The sequence below is a fragment of the Gemmatimonadota bacterium genome (genome assembly GCA_026705765.1).
In the GTDB taxonomy this organism is placed as follows: domain Bacteria; phylum Latescibacterota; class UBA2968; order UBA2968; family UBA2968; genus VXRD01.
This window is the reverse complement of record JAPPAB010000052.1, coordinates 1-8,500: the sequence shown is the minus strand read 5'-3', so window position 1 is coordinate 8,500 and position 8,500 is coordinate 1. Positions and strand designations below refer to the sequence as shown.

General features: G+C 45.8%; 5 protein-coding genes. All 5 read left to right on the top strand.

From position 1 onward, the window contains the following. Positions 1-43: 43 nt before the first annotated feature. Entirely contained in the window at positions 44-439 is a 396-nt protein-coding gene (locus OXH16_06325; GenBank protein ID MCY3680993.1) for a GntR family transcriptional regulator, read from the top strand. Further along, positions 429-1,319 carry an ABC transporter ATP-binding protein gene (locus OXH16_06320; GenBank protein MCY3680992.1) on the top strand — a complete coding sequence of 297 codons (891 nt, stop codon included), beginning with the start codon at positions 429-431 and terminating at the stop codon, positions 1,317-1,319. Before OXH16_06325 ends, OXH16_06320 begins: the two co-directional genes overlap by 11 nt. Then, on the top strand, positions 1,319-2,782 hold the full coding sequence (locus OXH16_06315) for a hypothetical protein (GenBank protein ID MCY3680991.1): 1,464 nt from the start codon (positions 1,319-1,321) through the stop codon (positions 2,780-2,782). Before OXH16_06320 ends, OXH16_06315 begins: the two co-directional genes overlap by 1 nt. Positions 2,783-3,036: 254 nt before the next feature. Beyond that, a complete protein-coding gene (locus tag OXH16_06310) occupies positions 3,037-7,848 on the top strand; it encodes a sigma 54-interacting transcriptional regulator (GenBank protein ID MCY3680990.1) in 4,812 nt (1,603 codons plus the stop codon). Positions 7,849-8,161: 313 nt separating this feature from the next. Next, complete coding sequence (locus tag OXH16_06305) at positions 8,162-8,344, top strand: hypothetical protein (GenBank protein ID MCY3680989.1); 183 nt, start codon at positions 8,162-8,164, stop codon at positions 8,342-8,344. Positions 8,345-8,500: the final 156 nt, after the last annotated feature.

Below are 8,500 nucleotides of genomic sequence, written 5' to 3'. Positions count from 1 at the left end.
TATATTAGTAATACAGTAATTCACCTATTGAGAGGATTGCCTCATGTTGATCTCGATTGACCACCACAATGGCATACCCGTTTTTCGCCAAATTATCGACCAGGTGAAATTCCACGTAGTCAGCGGGCTACTCGCGCCGGGAGACGAACTACCCTCGACCCGCGCATTATCGGGACAACTGGGACTCAACCCAATGACAGTGAGCAAAGCGTATAGCTTATTGGAAGCAGAAGGATTGGTCGAGCGGCGGCGCGGGCGCCCCTTAACTATAAAACCACTACAAGATCAGATCGTACACGCCGAAAAACTGGAACAACTCAAACCACAACTCACACAATTGGCAACAATGGTTCGGCAGTTGGGGGTAGATCGGGCGGAAGTCGTAGATCTTTTCATCTCCATCTTAGATACCCTGGAGGAAGATAATCATGATACCTGATCAGACATCTGTATTTGAAGCCACATCACTGACCAAAAAATTCGGTGACACCACAGCGCTCAACTCTGTAACGCTCTCTCTTGGGGCGCATCGCGTAATTGGATTGATCGGACGCAATGGCGGGGGCAAAACCACCTTGATCCAGCACATGATCGGCCTGTATTTGCCCACAGAGGGCACGTGTAAAACACTGGGACGCGCGTGCGACCAGTTGGGAGCAAATGAACTCTCGCGCATAGGCGTGGTACACCAGGAAAACCGCTTTTTTGAATGGATGACCGTCAAACAACATCTGCGCTACGTGTCCTCATTTTACGAAATATGGGACCACGACCTGGAAGCGCATCTGCTGCGCGAACTCGAACTGGAAACATCCGCACGCGTGGGCAATTTGTCTTCGGGGAACATGCAAAAATTGGGAATCATACTGGCAGTATGTCATCATCCCGAATTATTGATCTTAGATGAGCCAGTCAGTGGCCTGGACCCCATTGCCCGGGAGACATTGTTGAAATTTCTAATGACACTTCTGGCTGAAGACGAAAACACAATCGTGATCTCCTCCCACATTCTGCGGGACATCGAAAAAATAGTAGATTGGGTCGTATGCCTCGACGAAGGGACAATCAAAGCCGACAAGTCGCTGGACGATCTGCACCAGACCTACGCAAAGTGGACAGTCACAGGAAACAATCTACCCCAGCAATTTTCTGAACCTTATATCCTGTCGCAAACTGTAAACGGGGTACAAGCACAACTGATCGTCAATCAGACACTGGGCAATGCAGATCAATTCAAGCAGACATATCAAGCTGACATCACCAGTCAGTCCCTGAACCTTGACCAGCTATTTCCCATCCTGATACGGGAGGATTCGTAATGGGTATTCTTCCGTTCTTCACTTTCTGGCGAAGCCCTGTTTACATTATCATCGCCTCTTGTGTAGGCTGGTTTCTCTTCCAAAACGCGTTGGCTTCCCACGCACATCAGTTCTCTGTATTCTTTTTATTTTTCTTTATTGAACTTTACGGTGGGATTATCGGCGATATTGTAGGAGAGAACCAGCATCGGATGCTCACATGGATCCTGCCACATTTTCGCAAGCGTCTGATGATCTGGTCGATAATTATCGGACTATTTTCCGTTGTAGTGTGGACGATTGTGCTGACTTATGCACCCCTCAATGCGTCCTGGTCAACGATTTTGCTCCTGAATATGTGCCTCTATTGTTTGGGATTTACCCTTTTTGGGGGGTGGAGTTTAGATACGAATCGCCCCGGGTTGATTTACAAGTGTCGAGTCCCCCTCTCATTATTGGTGTTGGCATTAGCCTATTTGTGGCAAGAGGTCCTCGCTTTTGGAGAACAACAAAAGTTGGGATTGGCTCTCATCGCATTCGCCATCACAATTGGAACTCATTATTTCGCCTTTAACCAGACAGCTTTTCGCAGTAGGCCATTTTCTTTTTTCGTTGGTTCATTCTACTCGGGTTTTGATCCTCAAACCCGGCAGATTCAAAAGAATGCAATGAAGATGCGCAAGGGTACCGGGGTATGGCATCTCGATCACATCGGTACAGGCATCTTCAACTGGCTACGTGCGGGCCAGTATGAAAATTTTGGTTTGGGTGGGTGGAAATGGCCTTTTTCCGCGTTTAGCGCAGCATTGGTAATGGTATTCTGTTTTCTCGGCATGGAGACGCGTTTCTTCGGGTTGTTGGGTCAATCTCCTTACGATTTTGAGACCGTCTCGAAAATGATTTATCACATGATCTTTTATTTTAACCAGTTAGATCCTAAGATCGCCATTAATATATCGTTTTCTGTGTGCTTCGGCATTTATATGTTTATTTTTTTTCCTGCTTTTTTCTTAAAAAGAGGGTATGTGTATCCGCTTTCTCGCACCCAGCGGATGCGGATTCAGTATTGCGGTTTGTTGGTGCAAAATATCTCTTTTATTGCCACATCTATTATAGTGTTGGGCGTTCTGGGCATCCTATCTGGAGCAAAGGTTGGGTTTGTATCTGAAGGAAATATTTCTCTGGGAATACTTCGCGTTTTTGGATGGGTAGTGGTTCTGATACCGATATTTCAGTGGTTGCAAGTCAAATATGACCTGTATGAATTTCAAAGAATGCGGGGATATCGGTGGAGTATCCCTCTTGGGTTACTGCTCATGATTTTGGGTATTGGAATCGGTGGTTTCACCAGTCTGATGCGTGTCTTGTATCCCGACTTGATGCCGACCTATGAAGTGCCGATCCTGTTTATCTGTTTTATTTTTTTACAATGGTTCCTGTTAGCCCGGCTCAAACGGTATTATGCGACACAGGACCTGATTTAGATTACGTAGATTGATAAATCAATCGGATGGTATAGTAATTGCAATGTGTTCAACGCAAATCTTGTAGAACAAAAGCATAATTTTTGTACAATTATGCACATAAGCATTTGTTTTTTCATAGATTTTTTAATTTTTTATACACGTTATAATAACTTGCTACGTGCCGCCAAGGCTACGCCAATAAGAGACACGAAGTATTGGCGTAGCCACTCTCTTACACACGTATGTATTTCTATACCTGAAAAATAACGTGTATGTTTGAAAACGGAACGATTCTCGACAAAAGATACCAGATTCAGGCGCACCTGGGAACTGGAGGCATGGGCGAAGTCTATCGGGTGTTGGACCTGAAGCAAGACCGGGAATGTGCGCTCAAAATTTTGAACACCATGGTGGATCAGAAGGCTGTACATCGCCGTTTTCACAGAGAATTTCAGGTGTTGAACCGATTCCAGCATCCGCGCCTGGTACGCACACACACCTGGGGCTTTGCCAAAGAGCGTCCCTATTTTACAATGGAATATTTGCCCGGAAAGACATTGGAAAAAATAATTGCCGATCGTGTACTGTTGGGACAATTCCGGGCGTCTCACTTTTTTCCCCTGATACAACAAATAGCCGAGGGACTGGCATATATCCACACGCAGGGTGCGGTACATCGCGATCTCAAACCATCCAATATTATGGTATTGGAAACAGAAGTGGGGATCGAAACCACCATCCTGGACATGGGACTGGCGAAACTCAGATATCTGCATAGCGTTTCCATTACGCAGGCCGGCACAGCCATTGGTACGGCAGAATATATGTCGCCAGAACAGGGTAAAGGGTTGTGGGTGGATCATCGGTCAGATCTGTACTCATTGGGCGTGATCTTATACGAGATGCTCATGGGCACACCGCCATTTTCGGGACAAAATCCAATATCTGTTATTATGAAGCACATTCGAGAGATACCGCCCTCAATGGGCGAAATCAATATCGCTGTTCCTGATGAGATACAACAAATTGTGTTGAAGTTGCTGGCAAAGGAGCCTGTTGATCGCTATCAGTCGGCAGAAGAACTCATGCGCGCCTTACCCTCGGGGGTTGTGCTACCCGATGACGAGCAACGCGATATACATAGAAAAGTTATGCGTCCGCAATTTGTGGGGCGCGAGTCCGAAATGAAGACATTACGCGCTATGCTGCAGGATGTACAGGCTGGCAAACAGCGCGTAGTTCTGATCTCCGGTGAGTCCGGTGTGGGAAAAACGAGACTAATTGAGGAACTATTGGGCGATGCTTTGATCCACGATTTTCTGTGTCTGAAAGGTGCGAGCCAGGAAGAAGGCGGACAAATATACGGTACGTTGATCAGTGCATTTCAAGGGACGGTGGATTCTATAGCAGAGCCACCCGATCCTGTAGAATCGGACAAATTTTCTGTTATGGAACGCTGGTTGCAGTTATTAAAAACTCTGCGGCAGAAACAGCCCGTTGTGTTGTGTTTAGAAAATATTCAGTGGCTTGATGAATTGACATTGGAGTTTTTGCAGTATGTGTTGCGCGATCCTGAACCCTGTCCGTTTTTGTTATGCCTGACCTGTCGATGGTCCAACCTGGAATCCCTTCCAGAGGAAATTGAGAATTTTATACACAGCAATGAATTTGCTGGGGCGACTCATATTCAGTTGAAGAATCTATCACAAGAAGCGTCGGGATATTTAGCGGCGTCGATGCTGGGCGAGCGATCCATACCGGAGGATGCATTGCAAGCCCTGTTCAGAGAAACGGGTGGGCAACCCCTGTTTGTCGTAGAGGCAGTGAGAACACTGGTGAATGCCGATCTGGTTCAGCAAAATGTATTTGGTGATTGGCAATGGGGAGAATTTCCCGAAACCCTGTTGTCCGATGATATTTCAGAGATTCTGCACAGACGCATAGCTACCCTTCCTGCGGTGCAACAGCGGGTACTGGAATATGCCTGTGTTTTTCCAAGTGATTTTTCTTTTGAATTATTGGCTGCGATTTGGCGCGGTGACGATTTGGAATTGCTGGATGTACTGGACGACCTGATTGCGGAAGGGCTTTTGACTGCTTGTGGAGAAACTGAAGATAGCTATCGATTCTCGCAGGAATTGTGTCGGCGTGCAATTTACGACCGCATGCAAGATGTACGGCGTCGCCTGTTACACCGAGAAATTGGCAATGCTTTGGAAAAGACTGAAGACGCAAAAGAATTGACAGAAGAATTGGCGGATCATTTTGCAGCGGCAGAAGAACAAGATAAGGCTGTGAAATATATGCGCCGAGCAGGCAAAAAAGCATTGGAGGTACAGGCCTATCGCCAGGCAAGAATGAGGTTTGAGACTGTGCAGGACTGGGCAACTGATGACGCCTTTGAATCACAAGCAGATGCGATCGTTTTTTTATGCGATTACGCAAACGTTTTACGTTGCTGTAGTCAGCACAATAGGGCACTGGAGCTTTTAGACGAGGCACAGGCGTTATTGCCCGATAATCGGAAAGACTTAAAAGCGCGTATTTTGTGGAATGAAGGCATTATTCACAGCGTACTACAACATGGGGGAATAGCAGAAAAATATATGCTGGAGGCATTGCGACTTTATCGAGAATTAGATGATCTCGACGGCGAGATTCAGGTATTGAGTAGTTTAGCTCATTTGTGCGATGTGTCTGGGCGGCACAAAGAAGCTATTGCATATATGTATCGAGAAATAGAGAAACATCGTGCTTTAGAAGAAGCCCAGAACAAGGCTATTGTACAAGTGCGAGAAGGTGTGGTTGCATTGGTGGAATTTCGATTTGAGACAGCCAAAGAACATCTAAAAGCGGCTGTCAGGACATCTCAGAAATTGGGACTTGAACACTATCGTATTAGGGCACTCAATTTACTTCAAAGAGTTTATTTTTATCTGGGTGATTTCAATCGAGCAGAAGCCGTTTGTCATGAAGTTATTAGTGAGTGGCGGAAGCGAGGGCTTTTGTACTGGGAGGCAATGAATTTCCTCTATTTGGGAGAATTGGCTCTGGAACGCGATGATTTTTCAGAGGCATTGGAATATGCCGAGACTTCGGTGGAGCGATTTTTGGAAACATCGCGAAAAGATTATGTCTATCGCGCTTATGCGATTGCAGCAACGGCTACTGCGAGAATAGGAGATACAGAAACAGCACTTGAATGGGCAGAAAAAGCCAGTGAGGGTACGCAGCAAATATCGGGTATGTACACGGGCATATTGCCTCTAGTGTATTGTGGTATTGGTGTTGCTTTCGCTCAAGCAGCGCGGATAGCCGAGGCGGAAGAAGCGTTTGATCAGGCTATTGAATGCCGAAGAGAGTCCAAAGGCGACCACTGGGCGCGTGCGCTGCTGATGGCGGGAGAATTTTATCTCCAGCGCGATGATATGGCAAGAGCTACGGAGTATCTCGAAGCGGCAAAACAGGCGTTTGAAGAAATGGAAATGTCCTATTTTGTAAAGAAAACACAGATGTTATTAAATCAATTATCTCGCGACAAAAATGGTCACGGCAAGGATGTCGCCGCACTTAGCTCTGAAATTTCAGTCAATACGTTGCCTGTCGAACGCTGGGAATTGCTTTATGATATGAGCCGGGAATTGACCACAGAGCGCGATGTCAAAGTGTTATTAGATCGGACTTTGGGTAATTTGTTAGCTGTTTATTCAGCGGAGCGCGTAGTTGTTGCGATTAAAAATGATACGCCAAAAGGCTTTGTGATTGATGCCGTGCGCTACCACAATGTAGAAGCAGATGATGCAGAAGAATTGAGCCGGGGTATTATTCGTCGGATTATTGAAACAAATAAACCCGTTTTGAGCATTGATGCACAGGTAGATGATAGATTCAATCGGTATCAAAGCGTGATGGACTACAACATTCGGTCTGTATTGTCTGTGCCCGTATTCCATCTGAATGAAGGTGTGATAGGTGCGCTATATGTGGATCATCGCGGCATGGGCAACGCCTTTTCTGAAGCTGATCAGACGTTTTTGCAGGCTTTTGCAAATCTGGTGGGGATGGCACTGGTCAATGCGAGAATGTACGAACAACTGAAAGAAAAAGCACAATATTGGCAGCAGGAGGTCGAAAGACGGCATAAGCTTGGCGATCTGGTCGGGCAAAGTGATGTCATGCAGACGATCTACTATCTTATCGAACGCGCTTCACAAAGTGATATATCCGTGCTTGTGCAAGGAGAGACAGGTACGGGCAAAGAATTGGCTGCGCGTGCCATACACTACAATAGCAGACGCAAAGATCAGCGATTTTTGTCGCAAAATTGCGCGGCACTCTCACCAGAGTTGTTGCAGAGCGAGTTGTTTGGGTACAAAAAAGGCGCATTTACAGGAGCGACTGAAGATCATAAGGGGATTTTTGAGGCTGCCGATGGGGGCACAGTCTTTTTAGATGAAATCGGAGATGCCCCACCACAGTTGCAGAGGAGTTTGTTGCGGGTATTGCAAGAAGGAGAGATTCGGCGCATGGGAGAAACAGAGGATCGCGCTGTGGATGTCCGCATTATTGCAGCGACTAATCGAGACTTAAAACAGGAAGTTGAAGAAGGTTCTTTCCGCGAAGATTTGTATTATCGGTTGCATGGGATTCAGATCGATATGCCGCCTTTGCGAGAACGCATGGCAGATGTGCCGTTATTGGCCGAACATCTGCTCACCCGAGTAAAAGAAGATTCAAACAAGTCGGTTGGTGGGCTGACAGTGGGTGCGATCAGGGCACTCACAAGTTATGACTGGCCGGGCAATGTGCGCGAGTTGGAAAATAAGGTTCGACTGGCTGTGGCATTGTCGGAAGAAGGTGGTGAAATCACGTCCGATTTGTTTTCAGAAGCTGTCGGTCACGCGGTATCAGGTGTCTCTGTCGAATATCAAAAGCGTTTACAAGATCGTGTTCGGGAATATGAGAAACGGTTGATTATGGATGCCCTCGAAAAATGCGAGGGCAATATTACGCATACAGCTAAAGAACTGGGGATAACGCGTGCTGGCCTACAAAAAAAGATCAATCGTTTGGGGTTGAAATAGACGTTGAACAGGTGCATCCAACTGTATGCAGTAGTGCATCCAACTGTATGCACCCGTCTATCCTTATATAATTCAGATAGTTATGCTAATTTTCTTTAAATAAGAAATTTAGAAGTGCATCCAACTGTATGCACTTGCGCCAGAATTTCCCAAATTTAGCATAAATTATTTTTTAATTTTATCTCGTTGTTTTTCAATCACTTGAGCATACTCAAGTGCTTTTTTTATTTTGAGACGATTTTAGGCACGGATCTTGCAATATGAAAAGGGCAAACAGTTATGTCGTAGGTTTTTTCCATTAAAGGAGGGTAACATGGCAACACGACGCAAGTTGACTTTGATCAATGGAGCTATAGATCAAGAAGGTAGCATTCTTATGTATCAAACTGGGAATAGTTTTGAAATTGGCGGCTGCGCCCCTTATTCTTTTACCGTTCCCCTCGTGCCTTTCCCTGATAATGATGACGATTGGGACGATTTTGATCCATCTGAGTGATTCATCTCTATTTTGAGGAGTGTACTATGCTGTGCATTCAAAAATGCGACATGCATCTTTTTCAAACAGAAGAGCACAAGCAGCCTGTTGTCTATCAGGTTGAGACAGGTCTGTTTTTTGAATTGGATACCCTGTTCCAGTCAATTTTAGCGTGCT

Excerpts from the sequence above, each read along its gene's own strand:
- OXH16_06325 (MCY3680993.1), top strand. The coding sequence starts at position 44 with ATGTTGATCTCGATTGACCACCACAATGGCATACCCGTTTTTCGCCAA.
- OXH16_06320 (MCY3680992.1), top strand. The coding sequence starts at position 429 with ATGATACCTGATCAGACATCTGTATTTGAAGCCACATCACTGACCAAA.
- OXH16_06315 (MCY3680991.1), top strand. The coding sequence starts at position 1,319 with ATGGGTATTCTTCCGTTCTTCACTTTCTGGCGAAGCCCTGTTTACATT.
- OXH16_06310 (MCY3680990.1), top strand. The coding sequence starts at position 3,037 with ATGTTTGAAAACGGAACGATTCTCGACAAAAGATACCAGATTCAGGCG.
- OXH16_06305 (MCY3680989.1), top strand. The coding sequence starts at position 8,162 with ATGGCAACACGACGCAAGTTGACTTTGATCAATGGAGCTATAGATCAA.